Here is a 24317-nt window from a genome sequence, read left to right as displayed (position 1 = left end):
ATGAATTTTGGAGCGTGTTGTTGAGTGCCAAGTCTAAAGCCCAGGAAGTCGCGTTTGTAATATTCATAAAGTTCTGCGAGAGATCAAAAATAATTCTTCATCTCGGAGAGATCGACATTTCCTCCCGATAGTATCAACCCTGTTTTTTTGCCTTCGAACAAATCTTTTGATTTCAACACAGCAGCCAGGACTGTTGCAGAGCTTGGTTCGACTACAATTTTCAACCGTTCCCAGAGCAAACGCATTGCGGATATGATTTCACTCTCTTCGACCCGGATTATCTCTGAAACGAGTTCCTGTATTATGGGGAAATTGCGTGTCCCGAGGGATGTCAGCAGCCCGTCGGAGATGGTAACAGGGTTGATGGAGGGAATAATTTTACCAGCTTTGAGCGATCTCCATGCATCGTCAGCCCCTGCGGGTTCAGCGGCGTAAGCAGCACATCCCTTTGAGAAATAATTTACTGATAGGGCAGTTCCTGAAAGAAGACCGCCGCCACCAACCGGAGCAATTATTGCATTGAGGTTTTCGATCTCCTCGATCAGTTCCTTTGCTGCTGTTGCCTGCCCGGCAATAATCCGGTAGTCATCATAAGGAGGGATGAAAACAGCACCTGTCTTTTGAACTATCTCTTCCAGAGTTGATTCTCTCGCCTGAAGAGTAGGTTCACAAAAAGTAATTTTACCACCAAAAGCCTCAACAGAAACAATCTTTATCCGTTTTGAGTTGGATGGCATGACGATGTAAGCAGGAATGCCCAAAGTACGGGCAGCGAGACTAAGTGCAGTGGCATGATTACCTGAGGAGTGTGTGGCAACACCTTTTGCCAGCTCCTCATTCGTTAACTGCAGAGAGGCATTAAATGCACCTCTTGCTTTGAATGCACCACCCCTTTGCATATTCTCGCACTTGAAAAAAAGCGAGGCTCCGGCGAGTTCATCAATGCTTTTCGAAGTTAAAACAGGAGTTTTATGCACATAGGGAAATATCCTTTGGTGTGCATCGCAAATCTCATTCGCAGAAGGGAACATTTCAATTATTCCACAATTTTTTTAATGTCCTTATCGCGTCCAAAGACAATCAGTACATCGTTTTCCTCGAGGATTGTGGATGCGGTCGGTACGCCATATATTTCCACATGAGGTTCCTGGGCGCTACCTTTATAACTCTTTGACATTCGTTTGATGGTGATAAGGTTTACATTATATCGAATCCGGAGGTCAAGTTCCTGCAAACTTTTTCCGATAAACGCCCTGGGGTTTTTCAGATGGACAATATTATAGTCTTCGCCAAGCGTTATGGTGTCCAGCACATCCTGACTTGTCACAAGGCTGATAATCTGTCTTGCGACCTGGACTTCGGGTATCAATACCTGATGAACGCCCAGTTTCTTTAAAATATTCTCCTGTAATTCTGAAGATGCGCGGGCAACAACTTTTTTAACCTTCTTTTCGAGAAGCAAAACCGATGTAAGGATCGTTGTCTCAAATTTATCGGGACCAATGGCGACAATCGCTGCATCAACTGTGCCGTCTATACCGAGCATTGTCAGAGCCTTTTCGTCCGTTGAATCAGCGCGTACAGCAGTATCAACCAGATCTTTTATGTCGTTTACTGCATCCTCATCAACATCAATGGCAAGCACTTCCGAACCGGATTTACCCAGTGATTGGGCGATGCTTCTTCCGAGATCACCCAGTCCGATAATTACATATTTCTTTTTCAAATTAAAACCTCAATATTATAACATTGAAATGTTGTCTTTTGGATAAGAGTACCGGCTGCTGTCCCTCTCACCAATAAAACTGAAAATTATTGTCAGTGGACCTATCCTGCCGATGTACATCAACAGAATGTCAACCAATTTGCCGACATCAGAGAGGTTGGGTGACACCGATTTGGATAATCCCACTGTTCCTGCTGCACTAAATGCTTCGAACATCAGATCGATAAATTTCTTTCCCGGTTCTGAAATGCTCATAATAAACACTCCGAGGAGTATATATAATACCGAAAGCCAAAAGATCATAAATGCAAGATTTATCACATCGGTCGGTATGGTTCTCCTGTTTATCCTCAAATCCCTCGTACTGTTTCTGTACATCAGAATTGAAAGAAAAACAACCGTGAATGTAGTCGTCTTTATTCCACCGCCTGTACCACCCGGAGAGGCACCGATGAACATCAGGAAACAATAAAAGAATGTAGTCGGGTCAGTAAAGGCAGATATGTCGATTGTGTTGAATCCTGCCGTTCTTGCTGATACAGCCTGGAAATAGGAATGGAATAATGCATCACCCGTTGACAATCCCTTTAACGATGAATTGATTTCCAGAAGGTAGGTTGTGAGCGTACCCCCAACTATCAGCACAGCCGTCGTGAGAAATACTATTTTAACCTGTAGAGGCATATTTAATTTTGCAAACAATGGTTTCGTATTGACTTTGATATAACTTGGCATTCCAAGAATGGCGGTAAAGCCCAAACCTCCAAAGATAATCAGAAGCGATATTGTCGTGTTAAAGACATAGTTGTTTTTTATCATCGGATCAGCCAGATTCATCGAATAAATCGAAAAACCGGCATTACAAAAAGCTGAAATACCGTGAAAAATGCTGCTGAATACTGCTTCTTCAACATTTCCGGGATAAAAATCCTTTATTGAGAAGAAAATAACCGTAGCACCAACTCCCTCAAGAGTGAAAGTAAGAATGATAAGACTTGAAAGTACCTTGCCGATTGCCCCGATATTATCTTCATGCATCATCTCACGGAGAATAAATTTTTCTTTGATTCCAAGTCCGCCGGAGAGAAAGATAGCAAAAAAAGTTGTGAAGGTCATCAAGCCAAGTCCGCCGATCTGAAAGAGCATCATCAGTACTATCTGTCCGAACCGGGTTAAATCGAGACCCGTATCCACTACAGCCAGCCCGGTAACGCATACGGCACTCGTAGAGGTAAACAACGCATCAATGAATCGTAAACCACCGGGAATATTGCTTGCAGCAGGTAACATTAGAAGCAGAGCTCCAATGAGAATGGTCACCGCAAAACTGAGCATGAAGAGTCTGGCGGGGTGTATTTTCGATTCCAGAATCTTTTTATTGTACCTGATTGCTCCGAGAATAATGCCAATTACAATGTATGCCTGTGCCAGAACAACATATAGAAAAGTGATATTTTTAATGTTAAATGTTGTGCCAATATTCTGAATGATACTGACTCCAGAAAGAGTCAGTATTCCCTCGATGATGATGAAGAAAATTACGAGGAACTCAAAAAGATGTGCCCGGAGAAACTGACCTTTATTTTCAGCAAAAGTAATGTTGGCAAGTTGATAAATCATGAAGATACCAACCACTGCCACGGAGAGAAGATTGATTAATGCTTCCTCAACAAAATTGATTTGAAAACCATGCTCGAGGATTATGGTTGCAAATCCGGCTGTTGCAGAAAAAATAAGAAATATTCTCAGGGCTCTAAGAATTTTAGCCTGGATACTTTGCCTGATTGGTTCGTTCTTCATTTATTCTCAGATTGATCGGTGGTCAATTTAGCTAAAACCGATTTATTAATAGAGTCATATAATTCGTCAATATAGTTTGAGTCGTACAAATAAAGGTTCACTTTTATTGTATAACGGTCATTAATGAAATCGACCTGTTTAATAAAAACTTCCGGTTCTTTATTGATGTACAAATAAGGATTTGAAATCGCTGCTTCTTTCAGGATTCCAAGCACTCTTTCGGGGTCATACTTTGACGGGAAGTCAAAATCAAGCGAGATTTGCTCTTCTTTTTTACCTCTGCTTACATTTTCAAAAGGGTTGTTGATGAAGTATGAGTTTGGAATAAAAATAGCTGATCCTTCATCACTCAGAATGGTTACATGTTTTAACCCGATTTCCTGAACGAATCCTCTATGGATTCCGGCTTTGATGTAGTCATTATGATTGAACATATTTCCTGAGAGGATGAAAATCCTCCCTAACAAATTACCGAGCAGTGGCAGAGCTGCAATCCCCAAAAGAACGAGTGATATGAGAATAAAGAGAAGCAGAAGGAATTGCGTCTGAACAAAAACCAGTTTAAGAATCGAATAAAATGTCACAAGCCAAACAAATGTTCTCGCGACAGAGATACCTTTCAGAACTCTGCCAAATTTTTCTCCCTTGAACGAAAGATATTTTGAGAGAATCCTTAATGCAAAAGTCAAACCTGAAGCGATCGCAATAATAAACAGAATGAGGACGAGTTTGAAGATTCCCAACTGTTTTACGAAATTAATTGAGTTCACCATATCATCGAGTGAGGGGAGCTTATTGGATGATGAATCTACAATGATCAATGATGTCGGGAAAAAATTACTGTCTCTGGTAGTATTCTGATCGCTAATTCTTACCGTGTCAAAAATGTACACACTGTCAATTCGAACGATCGTATCAATTCTTAATACGCTGTCTTTTACAGGTAAAATCGTGTGTCCTGCAGAGTCCTTTTTTACTTTTTCCACGGTTTGTGAAACACCGGCGAATTGCAGGGAACAGAACAGACACAAAACAAGAAGAGGTCTGAAATTTACCATGGCAGTATATTCCGTTTTTGAAGTTCATTCTGTACCGATTTGAACTTGAATTTGTTTATATAATAATAGTCATGGCTTTTACTCAATTCACCAATCCTCAAGAGGTTCAAAGAGAGAAGTTTCTCCAGGTATTCTCCTGCCTGTTTTTCCGAAATATTCAATGACTGTGCCAGTTGACTCCTCTTCAAACCGCCGTGAAGCATTACAGTATACAGAACGGTAATCATGGAGATATCGAGGAAAGAAAGATCGATAAGTGGAAACGACTTGTAAGTGTGAATTACGAGTGTGTTTTCCTCGATCTTTGAGATTGAATTCAACCAGTAATTCATACCTGCAACTATATTACCGTCTGCATACTCAGTGAGACGCTGAAAATAGACTTCTTCCAGGTAGGATTGATCCTCCAATGGCTTGGAGGATTTAAACAGTCTTTTCCTCAACAGGTAGAGGTCATCCCGGGTAAATCTGAAGGCAAAACCGGTGGTGTGCTGTCTGTGCAGGATAATGTCTTTTATCCTGTGTCTGTTTAATTCTTCCAATGAAACGGAGAAGTTAAAAAGTGAAGCTGCCTTGAAGTTTGTTTTTATGAACTGCCAGCCGATGCTTTGAATTGTTGCCACCCAAAGAACATTGGAACTTGTCATCGAGATAATGTAAAGCATTGTTTTCAATGCTTCGAAGCCATCAACAGTTCGAACAAAAGTCTTGTTTAGATTAATAAGCAGAACAAATTTATTCCTGAATCTCTCGTTCAAATCGATGATAATCGCTTCAACTGTTTTAAGTTCATTGTAGCCCAGAGCATCCGAAATCAGTCTTCTAAGTTCTTCAACGGTGCTGATTCTCTCAAGGAAATAGAGTTCGATATACTCGCCGGGTTGTAATAAATCCTTTTTAATATAATAGATATATGAAGTTTTCCCGGATCCGGGTGCACCTGTAATAAGGATTGAGGCAGGAAGTTTCGCTTTAAACCGTTCCTTCGCCTGGTTTACGATCGACTTTATTTCATCTTTCCCGAGAAACAGTTCGCTGGACTCCAACGATGTGCCGTCAAAAAGGCGTCTGTAGATAAAGGGGAGTGAGTTAAGAATTTCCTGTGTTTTAAACAGGTCTTCACGGTAATTTACTGTTAACCTGCCCGAGAGATATTTTAAGTTCTCAACACCTCTTTTGAACAAGGGGAAGACAAAACGGGACAGGGTGTTTTTGACAGAAATATATATGGAGCGAAAGAATCTCTTTGTAAGCACCTTTACTTTTCTCATCGAATAGTAAATCTTTAACCTGAATTCTTCCGCATCGAGTGCCGAACTCTGGTAGTTGACTGCTGAGAGAGAAATCAATCTTTTTACTTCGGTAACTGCAAAAGCGGTTTTACTTGCCACCTGCTTATTAATCGCAAGTTCAAGTTTATCGTTGTTATTTTCAATTTCCCTTAACCGGGAGATGAAATTTTCATCCAGAGATTCAAGTATTGCTTTTATGCTGTCATGGTCATCCGGATCCTCCTGCAGTCTTTTTACCATCGAATCGAAGTAGTAGTTTATGCTCGACTCAAGGTTACGAATTTCTTTCAGGGCTCCATCAATATAGTTAACGAGAAACTCGTTAACTTCGCCAATTTCCCGTGGCAATTTCAGGAGAAGGAAATGGGAGGTTAGTGACCTTATTTTGTAGGTTTTCAGTTCCTTGAACTCAGGAGTACGGTTTGGGAGTACCAAATCATTCTCATCCAGGAAAACAGATTCTTCCGGCAACCCAAGTGAGACTGATTTAATTCCGTTGATCAGGGTATCAAAAAAAGTTCTTATTTTCCGGCTGCGGGCGGTTTTTTCCAGATCTCTTATTAATGAGGTGAGCTCAGGTATGGCGAACGACATCCTGAAGCTGTCAGAATAGATCTTTAAAGCGCTGTAACCTAGGGGAATCAGTTCCCCAAGTTCTTTTGAAAAAGTTCTAAACTGATCAGCTACTTTAGGACAACCGGCACGGATTCGGTCACTGACTTCATCTGCCAGATTTATCAAGGCTCTGTCGATAAAATTGTTGAGTTGAATTTCGAATCGGTAGATATACAGCTCTTTCTGAATCAACCCGATAATGCCCTGATAATATATAACCCAGTACCTGATAGAGTCGAGGAGTTTTTCCTTCTCCAACTGTGCCTTCTCAAAAGCTTCGAGGAAGTTTAACTCATCGCCCCGTTTTTTTACCAGCATAATATCGGCAATTTCATCGAGGAGTGAATTGTAGGGAGAGGCAAAGGCGTAACTTAGTCTTTTTTCTATTTCCTGAACAGTGGAAGATTGTTCCGAGTTATAAACATCGAGTTCATTAAAAAACATTGCTTTCAGTTCTTCGTAACGCATGAAAAAAACTGTCACAAATCCCAGGCTGCTTCTTTCCTGGCCGATCAACAGAATTAATTCATCGAGGTAACTGATATAATTTTTATGTATCGCCTTTAATTTTCTAAACAGGTTTAACCTGTCGGCACCCGTTAAATTTATAGTTTCCAACAACTCGTGAGTCGTTTTCGAATTCAGATAGTATCTGGCAATATTTTTAAGATTAACCTTTACTGCTGTTTGGCTGTGCCCCGTAAAAAAGGTCTGGAAAAAAGCTTTGATTTTAAGTTTTAGGATGAATAACTTAAATGAGAGAGGTTTTTTCGAATAAGAGGCATAATCAATCTCCACATCAAGAGGGTACTCTTCGGAGAGTTCATCTGTAAGTTGCATGACTTCATTTAAGAGTCTTTTGATGAGAGTATCAGAATTGGCAAACTCCCGTTCGATATTTTTACGCTCATCAAGCTTGTGGAGCAGCACTTCAGTTTGATTGATTCGAAGACTTTGCAGAGTTGATTTTATAGCTCTGGGTTCTTTGCCTGACAAAAGAATCGACTCGATGCTCGAAAACATGTTCCTGTAGAGCGCAACGGTTTCATTCAAAATTTCTTCTGTCTCAAAATTTCTTTTGGAAATAAAACTGTCTCTGAACTCATTCGCAAGTTCCACAACTTTAAAATAGAGATCGAACAGAATTTTATTGAGATCGGGATCAATAAAATTTGGTTCAGAAAAAACGATTCGATAATCCTTTTCAACAGTCTCTAATTTTTCGACAATTTCTTTTACAGGTTCTGGCGTACTTTTCTCTTCAAGAGCAGGGCTGACAGGTTTTTTGCTTAGAACGAGAGCAAGTTTAAAAAGTAATGGACCAAAAAACAAATTGAGGAGGAAAAAGTCATAAATCACTCCGGTTACAAAAGGAGACCCGATAGAGAGTGAAGAAATGCTTAAAAGTATGAGAGCAGTCAGAGTCATGTTTGGTGAAATAAATCCTGCCCATCCATATCTGCCGGTTTGAGCAGACATCCCGGTAATTCCTGAAGAAATCTTTACTGAAGCATAAATCGCGACAATTCTAAGCAGGAAAAGTATAAACGCAGGGAAGAGCGCCGGGAGAATGTGGGAAAAATTAAGAAACGCCCCCAGCAGGGTAAAAAAGACCAAAAAGACAGGGAGGTTAAAGTTAACGACATGGGATTTAAAGTCGATATCTTTGATGAAGTTCACCGAAACGATACCAGCGACCAGGAAAACAATCAATGGCTGAAGGTTAAAAAGTGACGATCCGTAACTTCCTGCCAAAACAAGAATGATGAGGAAAAATGAAATTTCACTTTTTATAAATCTGACATATAATATTGTAAGAATTCCCAAAATCATCCCGGCAATCAGAGATAGCAACAGGTCACGCAAAAGACTTTGAATATAGTCGGGTGAAAATGAAGGGGAACTAAATGATGGTACTGTTGCTAAAAAGTAGAAGGATCCGGCTATCACCAGAAGATTGAAAACTTCTTTGAAAGCAACGGTACCCAAGGTGAAATCGAGTAACTGGTTTTCACCAGCCTCATCACTGGCTTCGGCAGTTGTAAATTCCACAGATGATCCCATAGCCAGAACGGAAATAAGAATCCCTGAGAAAATCAGATAATCAGTTGCAAAAGGGTTCTCAGAAAAGAAAGGGAAAAGGAGGAAAACTCCACCGCCGACAAACAGTGAAACAAAAAACACCTTGAACCCGACTGTGAGGAGAGCGTTTTTGTAAATTCCCGATACTCTTGTCCGGTTCAGTTCAAGTCCTGCTGAAAATGCAATAAATGAGAGTGCGATATTGGCGACGAAAGTCAAATTACCAACTACTGTTTCGGTCATCAGGTTTAGTTCAGGGATATCCGAAAGCTGGTAAAATGGTAATCCGAAAAGTGCACCACAGATCAGATATCCAAGCACTCTGGGGAGTGATAGTCGTTGAAAAAGCTCACCAATTGTGGAAGAAGCAAGAATTATAAATCCAAGAATAGCTATCATTTTAGGGTATATAAGACTCTCCGAAGAACCAATATTCAGAGTGAGTATCATCAAACCGAATAAAATCCCCAAGACTGCAAATTTTCTGAAATACGAAATCATTTTACTTCTCCCCGGATTTCGTCTGACTCAACAAGGAATCGTTTTGCAGTATGACTGCCTGAAAAATTAAATATGACTGCCGAAATAATGGCTGTGTTGATCACTATGGAAGTCAGTGAATTGTTGATGACGGTGGCATAGTTTATGAGAAGTGAAAAAATCACAATATCATTGGGCAGAAAAATCTCATATTGACGATTATTAACACTTTTTTTATCGAAAGCCGCACTAATGGCAGTTTTGTGGCTCAGGATTTTTGAGAATACTTTGACTATTGGCAGAATCAGGATTATAGCCCACGAAATTTCACTCTCCGGCAGAGTCCACATTATTCCTGCAAAAATAACGGTTACAAGAGATACGGGATATACAAGGTCTTCAATAGAAGAGAGGATTTCCTTTTTTATTTTGGAAAAATTACCTGCAAGTACCCCGATTATAAAACAGAGAGCGAGCGGGGAGATTCCCAGATAATAGGCAATGCCGCTTCCCAGTAAAGTGATGCCCAATGTACCGGTGACTATCTTTTGCTGATTCGATTCTCTGCCGAGAAAAACAAAAAAGAGAATTCCTCCGGCAACAGCTATACCAAGACTGATAACTAAAAATTCAGTCGATGTCATTCCGGGTGCTGTATTCTGACTTGAGTGGTAGAGGGGGAAGATTGTTCCGAACAGCAGAATGGAGAAGAACTTGGAGAACCTTGTGGCGATCTGAAGTGATTCTGTCAGTTTTCCCGAAATGGAGTGTTCATTCTTCATTTTATCGATAAAGAAAGAGGTCGGGAGCGAGATAATAATTGCGATTGCTGCTGATGCTGCGAGAATTTGAGCCGAATCCAGCTTATCAGTGAAAAAGTAAGCAAGAATTGCGAAGGTGGCTGCTCCGGTTAAAAGAGGGGAAAACAATGAATCGTATAATGCAATTCTGACACTCTCACGATTAGTCTTTAGCAGCTCCACAATGTTGAAGTGCATCCCGAACCAGAAGCCGATGAATCCTGTGGCAGCGCTCATAAAAGGCGACAAGGCAGGAATAAGCCCGGATCCCGTTTGCGATTGAAAATATTCCGGAAGAAACTGATTTATAAGGGAAAAAAGTGCAGGACTGAGTATGATTCCCGTAATAATATACTCGGTCCCGGTGGGGAAATAATTCTTATTGGATATCTTCCTTAGAACCAATCCGGTACCGAGATAGCCAAAAAAGAGAACGAGGATAAAAAGGTATAAAGTTTGCATCGGAAATATTTAAATCAAACTTTGAAACATACTAAATAAATTGCCAATTTTTACAAACCCTTTGCAATGCAAATGGTTATATCATCGCTTTGTTGCGTGTTTTCCTCATGGTGCAAAACATCTTTAACAATCATATCGACGAGTTTATCTGAAGAGAGATGAGAATTCTGTTCCACCAGTTCAACCAGTTTTTTATCGGAGTAGAGATTTAGTCTGGTATCCATGGCTTCAACAACACCATCCGAAAAGAATACTATTATATCATCTTTCGAGAAATCGACTGTCTCCACTTCGTAATCAAAAGGAACCACTCCAAGAAAAATCCCTCCCTTTCTCAATCTGGTGATTGATGAATCGGAGAATTTGAACAGAATTGGTTCATTATGCCCGGCATTTATGCTCTTTAGACTTCCGGAATCGGTATCAAGAATACCAATCCAGGCAGTGGCAAATTTTTCACTTGTTGTAACATCACAGAGTACTGAATTAATGTTTTCGGCGATAAACTTTGGATCGAGGTCATCTCCTTTGAGTTTTATTATTGTATGGAGAGTGGCATCAATTGTTGAAACAAGCAAGGCTGCGGGTATCCCTTTGCCGGACACATCTGCAACCATCAGCAGACAACGGTTCTCAGACAACCTGTGTACGGAATAGTAATCACCACCGACTTCCTGAGCCGGAATCAATTTTGCCGACACAGAAAGCGATCTGAAAACAGGCAGTTCGCTCGGAAGTAATTTTTGCTGTATCTTAAAAGCCATCTCGAGTTCTTTTTTTATTGCCTCATTTTCAATCTTGGAATCGAGCAATCGTGCGTTTTCGATTGCTACAGCACACTGTCCTGCGAGAGTCTCGAGAAGTTGTACATCCTCAACCAGAAATTTACTGTCACCCCTCTTGTTCAGAACTGAAATCACCCCAAGCAGCACATCATTTTTAATAATAGGGGCGCAAACCATATTGCGGGTCCTAAAATTGGAAATTTTATCAAAATTCGGGTTGAACCGTTTGTCGCTGTAGCAATCATCCACTAGCTGGGCAATTCTGTGTTTCGCAACCCACCCGGCAATTCCACTTCCGAGCTCGAGAGGTCTGTCCTTTATTATATTTTCAGATGCTCCCTCAAGAACATGGAAGTGAAGAAGTCCGTCCCTTGGGTCATAAAGCATAAAAGAGCTTTTTTCAGCATCGAGAACATGCTGACTTGCAAGCATTATCTCGTCGAGGAGTCTTCCAAGGGGTTTGTTTTCCAGCATCTTTACGGTAATCTCATGCAGGAATTTTATTCTGGCAAAGAAATATTCGGTACGGTTTTCCGTTTGATCGATTTTTCTTCGAACATAATAATGGCTCCAAAATGAATGTTTAAGAAGGTCGGATTCTACTTCAATGTTTCGTTCATCAAGAAAGAAGTGGATGCAGTTATGGTTAAAAAGTTCTTTAAGCCAGTCGGAGGGCAGATCCGATCCAGCAACTATTATAAATGAGGAAGGGGAGGCAAACCTTACCGCAAGCAAAACATCAATATTCACTTCATCAGGCAACAGTACTATAGCAGAGGGTTTTTCGAGTTTTGCTGAATCAAGAATGCCATCCGGGGTGGATTGAACAATCATTCCACCGGGGGCGAGGTACACTTTAAGCTGTTGTGCCAGCGATTCTGCTGAAGAATAAAGTATTTTCATGTGTAAATATTAAAATAAGCTATTTTTGTAATTATAAATATACTTTAAAGTAATTTATCGCAAAACAGAAATTCAATTTTAATTGGTACAGTAACAACCATTATTCATTAATATTATGAGAGTAACTATCGCAACCGTTCGGAATACATTTCTTATTTTGATATTGATTTCGTTTACTGTCCTTTCACAAAACGGTGAAAAATCGATTAAAGCAACCCGAATCCAGACAGCACCTAAGCTTGACGGGAGTGAGAAAGACAGTGTCTGGGTCTCAATTCCCGGTGATTCATCATTTTTACAAATCGATCCGAATCCGGGAGAGGCACCTGCGTTTCCCACAATTGTCAAAGTTGCATATACTGCTGATGCATTGTATGTTTTGTATATCTGTTTTGATCCCGAGCCGGAGAAAATAATTGCCAGGGAGATGAAATACGATGGATTTACATCCGGCGATGACAATGTAAAATTGATACTGGATACATTTGGAGATCAAAGAAACGGATACTGGTTTGCGACAAATCCACTGTCTGTAAAAAATGATGCTTTGGTCGCGGGCAGATCATACGGTGAATTTAATGAGGATTGGGATATGATCTGGGATGTGAGTTCTGCAGTTCATAAAAACTACTGGTGCGCTGAATTCAAATTACCTTTCTCCTCTCTGAAATTTCCAGAAAGAGATATTCAAAACTGGAGGATTAATTTTCAAAGGGGGATAAGGAGGTTGAGTCAGGATGTAATCTGGTCAGGTGCTGTAAGGAATGGATTTTTGTTTGACCTTACCCGGGCAGGACAACTCACCGGATTACAGGGAATAAAAAGAGGGAATCCTGTTTATTTGCTTCCTTATGTGAATGGAGGATTTCAGGATATCAATTCCGAAAAGGAGACAAGATTTAAAGCGGGACTCGATCTTAAGTATGGAATTTCCGATGCTTTCACTCTCGATCTTACCATAAACACGGATTTTGCACAGGTCGAAGCAGATATAGCCGAGATAAACCTGACCAGATTTCCTCTCTATCTGCCCGAGAAGAGGGATTTTTTCCTTGAGGGACACAAATTGTTCTCTTTTAATCTGGCAAGTCGCAATCTTGCATATTATTCCCGGGTTATAGGTATTTCCGGTGGTGAGGGAATTCCAATTATCGGAGGACTGAAAGTCACCGGTTCAACCGGGAATCTGGAAGCGGGTTTGCTCTCAGTTCAAACAGAAGGTACCTCCACCAAAAACACGACAAATTATTCAGTCGGAAGGGCAAAATTCGGATTTGGCACCAATTCCTATGCCGGGTTTATTTTTAGTAATGTTCAGTCAACTGACAGATATAACCGTATGGGAGGTCTTGATCTAAGCTTTAATTTTAACGATTTTCTTGGAGATCAGAATCTCATAATTACTTCAAGAATCGCTGCTTCTCAGGATAACAACAACTACAGTGATAATCTTGCAGGTGGTATTAGTGTTGAATTTCCGAATGATCTGGTGAGTATTTTCTCCTCGTATGGATTCACACAGAAGAATTTCAATCCCGAATCGGGATTTATCTCGGAAGCTGGGGTGAACGAATTTGTTTTTAATGCGGCATGGTCACCAAGATTTAACAGTGGCATGCTCCGACGGTTGAAAATTATTCCCGTTGAGTTTCGCATGACTCACGATCCGCAGGGCAGTATGATTTCCTTTGAGTATGAGGCAACTCCTTTAAGTCTCACTTTTGCCTCCAACGATAAGATTGATTTTACTTTTCTAAGACAATTTGACAAGCCTGAAGAGGATTTCAGAATTTTCAAAAACACGGTCATTCGAAAAGGGGAGTACTACGGAAACATGTACGGATTATCGTTTGAATCGAATCCGGCAAGGCAGTTGTTTGGTGGATTTGAGATGGTGTACGGAGATTATTACGGAGGGAAAAGGTTTGAATTCGAGAATGAATTAAATGCAACTCTGAATCAGAATTTTGGGTTTACACTCGGATACAGGTTTAATGATCTTGATGTGAACTCCTCCAGATTTCAAACAAATGAGTTCTTTACACGCATAAAATATACGATGAATGTAAATGTCGCATCTTTTTTGCTGTTTCAGTGGAATAATGAAGTGGAGGAGCTCAATTTTAATTACAAATTAAATATCAAGCCATCTCCAGGGAGCGACATCTATCTTGTCATTAATAAAATATTGAGTACACACGACGGCTTAAGATCGAAGGACCTTGTTGTTATTTTAAAAGTATCGTGGATGTTTGTAATATAGAATAAGAAGTTAACGAACAAAATTGGGATTGAAGTGAGCTATGCTGGCGATATAATTCAGGTAACTGTCGTTAATTTTTTATCGAAAACAGCATTATTTTTGCACATCCAAATAAAATCATTTCCTTTGCATCCTGAAAATATATTTTTTTATACCGGAATTGGACAGCCATACCGGACGAACAGAACAAAACAGTTAATCTGAAAATTTACGAATTATGATAAAAAACCTGGTAATTGTAGAATCACCCGCAAAAGCTTCGACAATTGAGAAATTTCTCGGCAAGGATTTCACAGTAACTTCGAGTTATGGACATATAAGAGACCTCGCAAAGAAAGATATGGGAATTGATACCACGAACGGATTCATTCCCAAATACGAAGTGCCTTCTGACAAAAAGAAAAAGGTGACTGAATTAAAGAAGATGGCAAAGGAAGCGGAGACTGTCTGGCTTGCCACTGACGAGGACCGCGAAGGTGAGGCTATTTCCTGGCATTTAAAAGAGGCTTTGGAGATACCGAAAGAGAAGATCAGAAGAATTGTTTTTCATGAGATCACAAAACCTGCTATTCTTGAGGCTGTAAAAAATCCAAGAACCATTGATGATGATCTGGTCGATGCCCAACAGTCGCGAAGAATACTTGACCGTCTTGTTGGCTTCGAACTTTCGCCGGTTCTTTGGAAAAAGGTAAGGCCATCCCTGTCAGCAGGCAGAGTTCAGTCAGTAGCTGTAAGATTGATTGTGGACCGGGAAAGAGAAATCCAGGAATTCGTTACCAAAGATTATTTCAATGTTTCCGGACTTTTTGGTGTCAGGGATGGCAGCAAGGATTATTCCTTGAAAGGGGATTTGGATACAAAATTTGATGACCAGGCATCTGCTCTTGAATTTCTTCAGAAATGTGCAGGTGCAGATTTCACCATTTCCAGCCTTGAAAAGAAGGAGTTAAAAAAGTCGCCGGCTCCACCATTCACCACTTCGACGCTTCAACAGGAAGCTGCGAGAAAATTGCGGTTTTCGGTCTCAAAGACGATGCGAATTGCTCAGAATCTCTACGAAGCCGGACACATTACCTACATGCGTACAGATTCAGTAAATCTTTCCGATTTCGCCTTGGGTTCTGCAAAAGAGACAATTACCGAGAGTTTTGGCCACAGTTATCATCATTTGCGAAAATATAAAACAAAGTCAGCAAATGCTCAGGAAGCGCATGAAGCCATAAGGCCCACTTACTTCGACAAGCGAAAAATTTCAAACCTTTCCCGCGACGAAGCGGTTTTATATGATCTTATCTGGAAAAGGGCTCTTGCCTCCCAGATGAGTGACGCAAAAATTGAAAAAACAACTGCGTCCATCGCTGTCTCAACATCAGAGCACCTGTTTATTGCAACCGGGGAAGTGATACTTTTTGACGGGTTCCTCAAATTGTATATCGAGTCAAAAGATGATGATGACAATGAAGAACAGGACCTCTCGATTCTTCCTCCATTGAAGGTGGGACAAAGTCTGGGCATGAAAGAAATTACCGCCACACAACGCTACACCCGTCCCTCAGCAAGATTTACCGAGGCTGCCCTGGTGAAGAAACTTGAAGAACTTGGAATCGGGCGACCTTCCACATATGCGCCAATAATTTCCACGGTTCAGGACAGGGGGTATGTAGTGAAAGAGGAAAGGGAAGGTAAGCCCAGAGAATACAAGAAGTTGACGCTCGTTGCCTCAGGAAGGATAATTACCGAGGACAAAACCGAAATCACGGGAGCGGACAAGGGAAAATTGTTCCCGACAGACATCGCATTTATTGTGAACGATTTTTTAGTGAAGAACTTCCCAAGTATCCTTGATTTTAAGTTTACCGCAAAAGTTGAAAAAGAGCTGGACGATATTGCGAAGGGTGAGGTTGAGCGGACAACGATGCTGAATAAATTTTATCAGCCTTTTCATAAAATCGTAAAAGAAACAATTGAGTCAAGTGACCGTGCCACGGGGTCGAGGGAATTAGGCAAGGATCCAAAGACCGGTCTCGATCTGATCGTCAGAATGGCAAAATATGGTCCGGTGGCTCAACTCTATAACCCTGATAATCCTGAGATCAAACCCAGGATGGCTTCTCTTAAAGCAGGGCAGAGACTCGACACCATTACGAAAGAGGAGGCACTGGATCTCTTTAAGCTTCCGAGAATCGCGGGAGAATTTGAAGGTGAGGAACTTACAATAGGTACCGGAAGATTTGGTCCGTATGTAAAGCATGCCGGCAAGTTTTACTCGATTCCAAAAAATATTGACCCTCTGGAAATTGAAGAAAAGGAATGTATCGAGTTGATACTCTCGAAGCGGGATGTTGAATCGGCGAGGAATATTAAAAGCTTTACTGAGAACCCTGAGATTAAAATTCTGAACGGGAGGTTCGGCCCCTATATCACAAACGGAAAAGTAAACGCAAAAATACCTAAAGGGAAGGAACCCGTTTCGATTACATTTGAAGAGGCTCTTAAATTAATCGAGGAGAGTGCTGTAAAAGAGCCTGTAAAGAGGAAAAGAAGGTAAATCCTTCAAAAAAAATGATATTTGGTTAAAAAAAATTATTTCGTCCACTTGCATGAAATATTGAATTTAGCTATATTTGTAGACCAATTTATTGAAGATTTGCGGGAATAGCTCAGTTGGTAGAGCGCAACCTTGCCAAGGTTGAAGTCGCGGGTTCGAGTCCCGTTTCCCGCTCCAGTAAAAAATCCACGCCAGTGGATTTTTTCATTTTGGAGAATAAAAATGGCGCTGTACCCAAGTGGCTTAAGGGGAAGGTCTGCAAAACCTTTATCCGTCGGTTCGAATCCGACCGGCGCCTCCACAAAGCTGTCTTAATAGTTGTTCATCTTTTTAGCTGAAATTCGGCAAACGACCGGTAAACAACTTTTTTGACAGCTTTTTTTATTTTGGTGTATAAATTCTTTCTTTTCGATCGACAATGATGTTCACTTCTGCAAAAAAAACACTCATAAAAAAACTGACAGCCAATGGAGTTAATGATCCACAGGTACTTGATGCCTTTATGATCTGCGACCGCCACAGATTTGTTCCAGAAGCCATTTCTCACCTTGCATATGAAGATTCCGCCCTCCACATCGGTTACGGTCAAACCATTTCTCAACCCACGACTGTTGGAATTATGACTCAGGCTGCAAAACTTCGGAAGGGCGACAAGGTTTTGGAAATTGGCACCGGTTCCGGGTTTCAGGCTGCGATTTTATGTACTCTGGGAGCGAAAGTCTACAGCATCGAAAGAGAATATGATCTTTACATGAAGTCGAGAGAGCGTTTCGAGAAACTTGGATACCCCGTTTATTCGAAGTGGGGCGATGGATCGATCGGCTGGAATGAGTTTGCACCTTATGATGCAATTCTGGTGACAGCAGGTTCACCTTCCGTGCCCGAACCGCTTAAAAAACAACTTGTTCCCGGCGGCAGGCTGATAATTCCGGTTGGTGAGAAGGAATCGCAGAAAATGATGATTATTCAAAAGGTTTCAGAAAGTGAGTTCAGGATTGAAGAGATTCCCGAATTTGCTTTTGTGCCGCTTCTCGGTAAAGAAGGATGGAAAAAAAAGTAATCATCATAACCGGTCCGACAGCTTCCGGTAAGACTGATTATGCAATTAATCTTGCGAAATATCTCGGTTCTGCTGTAATTTCCGCTGACAGCAGGCAGATTTTCAGACACCTTAACATCGGAACTGCCAAACCGTCCCATGCCCAGTTATCTTCCGTCAGACATTATTTAATTGATATTCTTGAACCTGACGAAGAATACAACGCTTCAATGTTTGAAATACAGGCAATCGAAATTATTGAATCACTGATAAACAATGGGAGAATACCCGTTGTTGCGGGAGGTACCGGATTATACCTGAAGGCGCTTGTTGAGGGTATTTTTGAAGGTCCGTCAAAAGATATCTCTTTTCGTGAGGAAATGCACAGGATAATGGAGCGCGACGGCACCGGGAAGCTGCTTGATTTATTGAAGGAAAAAGACCCCGTCAGTGCAGCGAAGATGAATACAGGCAACTGGAAAAGAATCGTACGAGCCCTGGAAGTACTGGAGCTTACCGGAGAACCAATCTGGGCACACCACAAAAAACAGACCGGGAGAACAGATATTCAGTTTTTTCAATTTGCGATCGACTTTCCGAGAGAAAGTCTCTATAAAAGGATTGAGGAGCGGGTTGATCAAATGATTTCATCAGGTTTGGAAACCGAAACCAGGAAAGTCCTCGATCTTGGTTACTCGCGGAATCTTAATTCGTTGAATACTGTAGGTTATAAAGAGATGATTAGCTATATTTGCAATGAAATCTCCTGCGATAGATGTATCGAGCTGATTAAGCGAAACACCCGGAGGTATGCCAAAAGGCAGGTCACCTGGTTTAGAGCTGATCCCAAAATAAAATGGATTTCTGCGGAGTCTTTACCATCTCCAACCCAACTGTTAGAACTGATTCATCATTAAAATGAAGTTGAAACTGAAATGAAAGAAAAAATAAAAATCGCTTCCGGGCAAGGATTTTGGGGAGACCTGATTGAGGCACCATACTGGCAGGTCACATCGGGTGACATTGATTACCTGGTTATGGATTACCTTGCAGAAGTGACGATGTCAATTCTTCAGAAACAAAAAAACAAAGACTCCAATCTCGGATATGCAAAAGACATCCCGCCCTTGATGAGAAGAATTCTCCCTGTCTGTAAAGAAAAGGGAATAAAGGTAATCACGAATGGCGGGGGAGTCAATCCATCCTCCTGTGCTGCAGCGATTCTGAATATTGCCAGGGAACTGGGAATTGAGGGGTTAAAAGTAGCCATTATCGAAGGCGATAATATAAAAGACCGGCTTGATGAACTTTTGAGTGATGATTGCAGATTATCAAATATGGAGACCGGGGAACCGATTACAATTGTTAAAGACCGGCTCCTCAGCGCCAATGTTTATTTTGGAGCTTTCCCAATTGTTGAAGCTCTCCAAAAGGGTGCAGATATTGTGATAACGGGGAGAACCACAGATACGGGGCTTACTCTTGCTCCAATGATTTATGAGTTTGGCTGGTCGAGCGATGATTTTGACCGTCTTTCTGCCGGTACCGTTGCGGGGCACATACTTGAATGTGGTGCTCAGGCTTCGGGTGGAAACTTTCTCGGCGACTGGGAATCGATTGAAAATATGGAAAAACCCGGATTTCCGATAGCAGAAGCTTATCCAAACGGTGAAGTCGTGATCACCAAGCACGAGTCACTTGGAGGTGCAGTTACCATAGACACCGTTTCGGAGCAACTTCTTTATGAAATCGGTGACCCGACAGAGTATATAACACCCGATTGTGTTGCTGATTTTACCTCAATACATTTGAGTGATGACGGTAAAAACAGAGTCAGGATGACAGGAGTGAAGGGAAAACCGTTTACTCCGTTCTACAAGGTTTCCTGCTCTTATGAATATGGTTATTCTTCATTTGCATCGCTGACTTACAGTTGGCCCCAGGCTCTTACAAAAGCCAGGGCAGCAGAAAAAATTCTTAAGAAAAGACTCGAGGCGCTCGGATGCGTGTATGAAGAATTCAGAACTGAATTTGTCGGGTACAATGCCTGTCATGGCAATGCTGCCAAAGAGGTTGATGAAGAGAATATCAACGAGATCATGGTGAGATTTGCAGTCAGAGGAACAGACTACAAGTCAATCGAAAGATTTGGACAGGAAATTGCTCCCCTGATTTTAACCGGTCCACCCGCTGTTACGGGATTTGCAGGAGGAAGACCCAAACCCAGCTCTGTTGTAGCATACTGGCCCGCACTTATTAAAAAGGAACTTGTGGTTCCTGTTGTCTCAATCCTGGAGTTATGAAATGAAAATAAGATTAAAAGATATAGCTCATGGCAGAAGTGGTGACAAAGGTGATGCCGCGAATGTTGGTATAATTGCCTACGATGATGAAGGTTACGAAATAATCAAAAATCATCTCACAGTTGAGCGGGTAAAGAACTATTTCGAAGGCGTTTGTCTTGGAGAGGTCGAGAGATACGAACTTCCCAACCTGAGAGCCTTGAATTTTATCCTTCACAATACACTTGGTGGAGGTGGCACCATCTCTCTTAAGCTGGATGCGCAGGGAAAAACCCTTGCGGCAGCACTTCTGAGAATGGAAATAGAGATAATGCAGTAATGCAGTAATGCAATAATGCAGTAATGCAATAATGCAGTAATGCAATAATGCAGTAATGCAGTAATATTTAAGATTTTAAGTAATTTACGGTTGACAGTTGTCGATAAAAATGAATGGAGTATTTGATGTTTGATGATGAGATAAGAACGCATAAAGATTTGACTGTTCGGGTGAATAACATGCGGAGTTATCTTTAAGTTAGATGAGAAACAGTCTCGTGTTGACGAGATAAAACTCATCAGCGAACAAAGTGATTTTTGGAATGATCAAAGAAGGGCACAAGCCCTTCTACAGGAAGCTAAAAGACTATCGGTCTGGATCGAGTTGTGGGACGAATTGAATTCCGGCGTGATCTCGGTGGGTGAACTTATCGAAATGGCTGCAGAAGCAGAAGATGAATCGCTCTCGGAAGACATAGGTAAGGAACTCGAAAAAATTTCCGCAAAAATAGAAGAACTCGAATTCAAAAATATGCTTTCGGGTGAAGAAGATGGAAACAACTGTATCATTACAGTCCATTCGGGTGCAGGCGGCACAGAGGCACAGGACTGGGCAGAAATGCTCCTCAGAATGTATTTAAGATACTGTGATCTGAGCGGATTGAAAGCAACAATTGTTGATATCCTTGATGGTGACGGAGCAGGAATTAAAAGTGCTGAAATTGAGGTTGAGGGTGAATTCGCATACGGCTACCTGAAAGCCGAAGCGGGTGTTCACCGGCTGGTCAGAATTTCACCTTTCGATTCAAACCAGAGGAGACACACTTCGTTCGCTGCTCTTTCTGTTATTCCTGAAGTGGACGACAGTATCCAGATTGACATTAATACCGCTGATTTGCGTATCGACACCTTCAGATCAGGCGGTAAAGGCGGACAAAATGTGAATAAAGTTGAGACGGCTGTGAGAATTACTCATATGCCTACAGGTGTTGTGGCTGCCTGTCAGAGCGAACGCTCTCAGATCCAGAACAAGACGAGAGCGATGAAACTTTTGAAATCGAAGCTCTATCAGATTGAAAAAGAAAAACTCAGTGCCGCAAAAAACGAACTGGAAAAAAGTAAAATGAAAATTGAGTGGGGAAGTCAGATCCGGTCATATGTTTTTCATCCATACAACATGGTCAAGGATCACCGGACTGATGTGGAAACCTCCGATACACAGGGGGTGATGGACGGAGATATTTATAAATTTATTAAAGCGTATCTGTTAAAATTTTCCGCAAATTAAAGGAACAAACATGAAAATCTTCAAAGCCGGAGAAGTAATTACCCGGGAAGGTGCAAACGACAAAGAACTTTTTATTCTTATCAATGGTAAGATTGGAGTTTTTAAAGCAGATGTGAAAGTTGCTGAATTCTCAGAAAAAGGGATGGTTATCGGAGAAATGAGCATTATTCTGAATGGATTAAGAACTGCTACGCTCATAGCAGAAGAAGAATCTGTCGTGCTGAATCTAAATCTGCCTATTGACAAACTTATAGAAAAATATCCTGACCTGGTGAAAAAGATGCTGATCAATCTGGCTGAAAGACTTCAGGTGCTTACAAAAGAGTATTATTGTCTTGCCAAGGGAATCACTCCTGACCAACTGGATACAGATTCACAAGAGTAGTGAAATTAAAAGAGGCTGCCCTTAAATGAGAGCAGCCTCTGAAATTATTTAGTGTTTATCCTCTATTGAGGAGCGTCAGCAGTATATTTTGATTGAAGCTCGGGATTCTGTTCGATGAGATCATCAATATTGCTGATTCCTGCGATTCTCTCTGCAAGAGATTTCCCGTCCATCTTGTGGTATTCGAGTACTTCAAGCGGTGTTCCGCATTCAGGGTAATCATCCAGTCCGAGTTTTATAAAGGTTCTCGAGCCGAGGTCGTGTCCCGAAACGAGAGCGTTCAATAATCTGTCACCCAATCCTCCAAAATTGGAGTGATCTTCGAGGACGAAAATTTTGTTGTGATCTTCAACCAGACTTCCAATCCACTCCACATCCACTTTGTTCAACCATGGCATATTAACAACCTGCAGTCCGAATTCGATTTTACGAAGATAATCTGCGGCTACTAAAGCCTCGTGCAGCAGAACAGGACCATAAGCGAAAATAATGGCATCAGATCCATGGGTTAGAGAAACCCCTCTTCCAATCGTCAGTTTATAATTTTCAGGGAGCTTTATTACCTCTGGGGAAGGACCTATGTTCAATCTGATAACATTTACTTCATCTTCTGAATTAATGCAATATTCTGTAACGAGTTTAGTCTCGAGTGCGTTGCATGGCTGTAGAATGGTTGCGTTGGGAAGTGCGCCAAAGAGGGAAATATCACGAACACTCTGATGTGATTTTCCCGGTCCGGCAGGAATCATTCCTGCAAAGTGACAGGTATATATAATCTTTTTGTGTTCCGTGGAGTTGTTGTAAATCTGTTCATTAGCTCGCGCAGAGAGGAAACTTGCGAATGTATTTACAACAGGAATAAGTCCCATACGGGCTAACCCACCTGCCATTGAAACCATGTCCTGCTCAGCAATTCCGTTTTCAATAAACCTGTCAGGATAAGTATTTTCGAATTTTCTGAGTTTACAATCCGCTGAAAGATCACCATCCAACACCACAAATTTCTTGTTGGTTTTTGCGAGTTCAACCAAAGCATCGCCATAGGCTTCGGTAACAAATTCTTTAGTTGCTTTGGAAGGAGGGGCGGAGTCGACATTTATTACCGGCAAATCGATCGGATCGAGTCCAAGCTCCGCTGCCTGAAATTCAATTCTGCTTTTGAGTTCGTTATAACCTGCCTTGAAGGTATCGTCGTCCGGAGCACCCGAGTGCCATTTATAAAATGAGTTGCCTGTTGCCGGATCGAGCACCGGAGATTCCATAAATGAGATACCCTTCCCTTTGATCGTATCAGCAATAATGAGTTTGGGCTTATCATTTATTGTATCGAGTTTCCTCAGTGTACGGTCTAATTGCGCAAAATCGTGACCGTCGATTTTTTCAACATGCCAGCCGAATGCTGAAATTTTTTCAGTCAAATCTTCGATATTGTTCACATCTTTCACAAGCATATCGGTTTGATATTTGTTGTGATCAATAATCGCAGTAACATTGTTCACTTTTTGGTGGGCAGTCGACTGGAGAGATTCATAGATTTGACCTTCCTGAAATTCACCATCACCTGTCAGCACAAAAACTTTTCCACCAGAACCGTTGTAAGCTTTCGCCCATGCCATCCCCTTTGCCTTGGATATTCCCATGCCCAGGGAACCGGTGGAAGCTTCCACACCCGTAATCCTCACTTCGGGGTGCCCGTCGAGACCGTTGAGGCGACGAAGCATTAATGCTTTTTCTTCAGGGATAACACCCAAAGCGTAAAGAAGCGAGTAGAACCCTGGAACATCGTGTCCTTTTGAGGAAAAATAAATATCTCTGTCGGGTGAGTCAAACCCGGTCTCAAGTACATTCAGTTTTTTAAGGTAGAGATAAGTAATGATATCAGCTGCCGAAAAACTGCTCCCCAGGTGCCCGCTTCCGGCTTTTTTAACCATAATGAATGTGTTTAATCTGCACATATCTGCAAACAGTTGAAGATCCTTAAAATCACTCCGGTTAAGTTCTCTTACCCGGTCAAATTCCTGTTTCGGAATTAAGCTGAACATTTATTCTCCATTAAATTACTTGATTCTGAGTTTGCGCCAATTAATTAAAAAAATAATTGACAGCAACAAATTTAAAGAAATAAACTTAAATAAAGAGGCGGGATGATTTTAAGTGAGTGTTAAGATTTTCCCGGAACATAAAATCACATTAATAGTATAAGAAAGTAGATTCAAAAAAAGGATTAAGA

Annotated in this window: 16 protein-coding genes and 2 tRNA genes; 10 read left to right on the top strand and 8 right to left on the bottom strand. The window is 41.3% G+C overall.

The annotated features are described in order from the left end of the window. Positions 1 to 83: 83 nt before the first annotated feature. The 7 genes from LCH52_14495 to LCH52_14465 are packed head-to-tail and all read right to left on the bottom strand — an operon-like array spanning position 84 to position 12003. Entirely contained in the window at positions 84 to 1031 is a 948-nt protein-coding gene (locus LCH52_14495; protein ID MCA0389695.1) for a pyridoxal-phosphate dependent enzyme, read from the bottom strand. Positions 1032 to 1036: 5 nt separating this feature from the next. Further along, positions 1037 to 1726, bottom strand: coding sequence for a TrkA family potassium uptake protein (locus tag LCH52_14490; GenBank protein ID MCA0389694.1), 690 nt, complete (start codon positions 1724 to 1726; stop codon positions 1037 to 1039). 15 nt (positions 1727 to 1741) lie between these two features. Beyond that, positions 1742 to 3526, bottom strand: a complete 1785-nt coding sequence (locus LCH52_14485; protein MCA0389693.1) for a hypothetical protein — start codon at positions 3524 to 3526, stop codon at positions 1742 to 1744. Then, complete coding sequence (locus LCH52_14480; GenBank protein MCA0389692.1) at positions 3523 to 4584, bottom strand: mechanosensitive ion channel family protein; 1062 nt, start codon at positions 4582 to 4584, stop codon at positions 3523 to 3525. The genes LCH52_14485 and LCH52_14480 overlap by 4 nt, the downstream gene beginning before the upstream one ends. Next, entirely contained in the window at positions 4578 to 9074 is a 4497-nt protein-coding gene (locus LCH52_14475; protein ID MCA0389691.1) for a hypothetical protein, read from the bottom strand. Before LCH52_14475 ends, LCH52_14480 begins: the two co-directional genes overlap by 7 nt. Further along, positions 9071 to 10315 carry a hypothetical protein gene (locus LCH52_14470; GenBank protein MCA0389690.1) on the bottom strand — a complete coding sequence of 415 codons (1245 nt, stop codon included), beginning with the start codon at positions 10313 to 10315 and terminating at the stop codon, positions 9071 to 9073. The genes LCH52_14475 and LCH52_14470 overlap by 4 nt, the downstream gene beginning before the upstream one ends. A 50-nt stretch (positions 10316 to 10365) precedes the next feature. Next, entirely contained in the window at positions 10366 to 12003 is a 1638-nt protein-coding gene (locus LCH52_14465) for a SpoIIE family protein phosphatase (GenBank protein MCA0389689.1), read from the bottom strand. 157 nt (positions 12004 to 12160) lie between these two features. Between LCH52_14465 and LCH52_14460 the strand changes: the two genes are divergently transcribed. The 10 genes from LCH52_14460 (at position 12161) to LCH52_14415 (ending at position 22087) form a co-directional block, all read left to right on the top strand. Next, complete coding sequence (locus tag LCH52_14460) at positions 12161 to 14266, top strand: carbohydrate binding family 9 domain-containing protein (GenBank protein MCA0389688.1); 2106 nt, start codon at positions 12161 to 12163, stop codon at positions 14264 to 14266. Positions 14267 to 14483: 217 nt separating this feature from the next. Then, on the top strand, positions 14484 to 16814 hold the full coding sequence (gene topA / locus LCH52_14455; protein ID MCA0389687.1) for a type I DNA topoisomerase: 2331 nt from the start codon (positions 14484 to 14486) through the stop codon (positions 16812 to 16814). 101 nt (positions 16815 to 16915) lie between these two features. Continuing rightward, positions 16916 to 16991, top strand: a tRNA-Gly gene (locus tag LCH52_14450). Between the two features lie 47 nt (positions 16992 to 17038). Further along, positions 17039 to 17115 (top strand) — tRNA-Cys (locus LCH52_14445). Positions 17116 to 17232: 117 nt separating this feature from the next. Beyond that, positions 17233 to 17874: a protein-L-isoaspartate(D-aspartate) O-methyltransferase gene (locus tag LCH52_14440; protein MCA0389686.1), complete on the top strand. Its 642-nt coding sequence runs from the start codon at positions 17233 to 17235 to the stop codon at positions 17872 to 17874. Then, positions 17859 to 18770 (top strand): tRNA (adenosine(37)-N6)-dimethylallyltransferase MiaA, encoded by a 912-nt coding sequence (gene miaA, locus LCH52_14435; GenBank protein ID MCA0389685.1) that lies wholly within the window; start codon positions 17859 to 17861, stop codon positions 18768 to 18770. Before LCH52_14440 ends, miaA begins: the two co-directional genes overlap by 16 nt. Positions 18771 to 18788: 18 nt before the next feature. Continuing rightward, a complete protein-coding gene (locus LCH52_14430; protein ID MCA0389684.1) occupies positions 18789 to 20156 on the top strand; it encodes a DUF1446 domain-containing protein in 1368 nt (455 codons plus the stop codon). Between the two features lies 1 nt (position 20157). Beyond that, positions 20158 to 20475, top strand: a complete 318-nt coding sequence (locus LCH52_14425; GenBank protein MCA0389683.1) for a hypothetical protein — start codon at positions 20158 to 20160, stop codon at positions 20473 to 20475. A gap of 125 nt (positions 20476 to 20600) precedes the next feature. Continuing rightward, positions 20601 to 21702 (top strand): peptide chain release factor 2 gene (gene prfB, locus LCH52_14420; protein MCA0389682.1). Its coding sequence is split into 2 segments (ribosomal slippage): positions 20601 to 20669 and positions 20671 to 21702, totalling 1101 coding nucleotides; the frame shifts between segments, so codons are not numbered across the junction. Between the two features lie 10 nt (positions 21703 to 21712). Continuing rightward, positions 21713 to 22087, top strand: coding sequence for a cyclic nucleotide-binding domain-containing protein (locus tag LCH52_14415; protein ID MCA0389681.1), 375 nt, complete (start codon positions 21713 to 21715; stop codon positions 22085 to 22087). Positions 22088 to 22149: 62 nt separating this feature from the next. Here LCH52_14415 and LCH52_14410 read toward each other — a convergent pair whose 3' ends face one another. Beyond that, a complete protein-coding gene (locus LCH52_14410) occupies positions 22150 to 24129 on the bottom strand; it encodes a 1-deoxy-D-xylulose-5-phosphate synthase (protein ID MCA0389680.1) in 1980 nt (659 codons plus the stop codon). Between the last annotated feature and the right edge of the window lie 188 nt (positions 24130 to 24317).

The sequence above is a fragment of the Bacteroidota bacterium genome, from assembly GCA_020161395.1.
Classification (GTDB): Bacteria; Bacteroidota; Ignavibacteria; order Ignavibacteriales; family Ignavibacteriaceae; genus UTCHB3.
Note: the sequence above shows the minus strand (reverse complement) of the source record. Positions and strands in the feature narration are given on the sequence as shown.

Coding starts and splice junctions, on each gene's coding strand:
- LCH52_14470 (MCA0389690.1), bottom strand. CDS start 10,315: ATGCAAACTTTATACCTTTTTATCCTCGTTCTCTTTTTTGGCTATCTC.
- LCH52_14425 (MCA0389683.1), top strand. CDS start 20,158: ATGAAAATAAGATTAAAAGATATAGCTCATGGCAGAAGTGGTGACAAA.
- LCH52_14480 (MCA0389692.1), bottom strand. CDS start 4,584: ATGGTAAATTTCAGACCTCTTCTTGTTTTGTGTCTGTTCTGTTCCCTG.
- LCH52_14410 (MCA0389680.1), bottom strand. CDS start 24,129: ATGTTCAGCTTAATTCCGAAACAGGAATTTGACCGGGTAAGAGAACTT.
- LCH52_14485 (MCA0389693.1), bottom strand. CDS start 3,526: ATGAAGAACGAACCAATCAGGCAAAGTATCCAGGCTAAAATTCTTAGA.
- LCH52_14440 (MCA0389686.1), top strand. CDS start 17,233: ATGATGTTCACTTCTGCAAAAAAAACACTCATAAAAAAACTGACAGCC.
- LCH52_14430 (MCA0389684.1), top strand. CDS start 18,789: ATGAAAGAAAAAATAAAAATCGCTTCCGGGCAAGGATTTTGGGGAGAC.
- LCH52_14415 (MCA0389681.1), top strand. CDS start 21,713: ATGAAAATCTTCAAAGCCGGAGAAGTAATTACCCGGGAAGGTGCAAAC.
- topA (MCA0389687.1), top strand. CDS start 14,484: ATGATAAAAAACCTGGTAATTGTAGAATCACCCGCAAAAGCTTCGACA.
- LCH52_14495 (MCA0389695.1), bottom strand. CDS start 1,031: ATGTTCCCTTCTGCGAATGAGATTTGCGATGCACACCAAAGGATATTT.
- LCH52_14475 (MCA0389691.1), bottom strand. CDS start 9,074: ATGATTTCGTATTTCAGAAAATTTGCAGTCTTGGGGATTTTATTCGGT.
- LCH52_14465 (MCA0389689.1), bottom strand. CDS start 12,003: ATGAAAATACTTTATTCTTCAGCAGAATCGCTGGCACAACAGCTTAAA.
- miaA (MCA0389685.1), top strand. CDS start 17,859: ATGGAAAAAAAAGTAATCATCATAACCGGTCCGACAGCTTCCGGTAAG.